This window comes from Ensifer sp. ENS10 (assembly GCF_014852025.1).
In the GTDB taxonomy this organism is placed as follows: Bacteria; Pseudomonadota; Alphaproteobacteria; order Rhizobiales; family Rhizobiaceae; genus Ensifer.
Genome location: NZ_JACVAS010000060.1, coordinates 1 through 264, shown reverse-complemented (window position 1 = coordinate 264; position 264 = coordinate 1). Strand labels below are relative to the sequence as shown.

Genomic DNA, 264 nt, shown 5'->3' with positions numbered 1-264 from the left:
GACCGATCATGGACAAGATCATCGAAACGTTCTCTCCCTTGCCAGCCTTTGCCCGGCAGAGCTTCACCTTTGATCGCGGCACGGAGTTCGCCGGCTTCAGGGCTTTGGAAGATGGCATCGGCGCGCGCAGCTGGTTTTGCGACCCCAGCGCGCCGTGGCAGAAAGGCGCGGTGGAGAACGCCAACAAGCGCATCCGCCGCTTCATGCCAGGCGATACCGACCTTGCAGGCGTGTCGCAACGCAAGCTCATCCAGCTTGCTCGCC

1 protein-coding gene is annotated in these 264 nt (G+C 62.5%); it reads left to right on the top strand.

The window, feature by feature from the left end; genetic code table 11:
• Window positions 1–264, top strand: a 264-nt coding sequence (locus IB265_RS37965; RefSeq protein ID WP_192496239.1) for an IS30 family transposase, incomplete at both ends; no start/stop codon positions are given.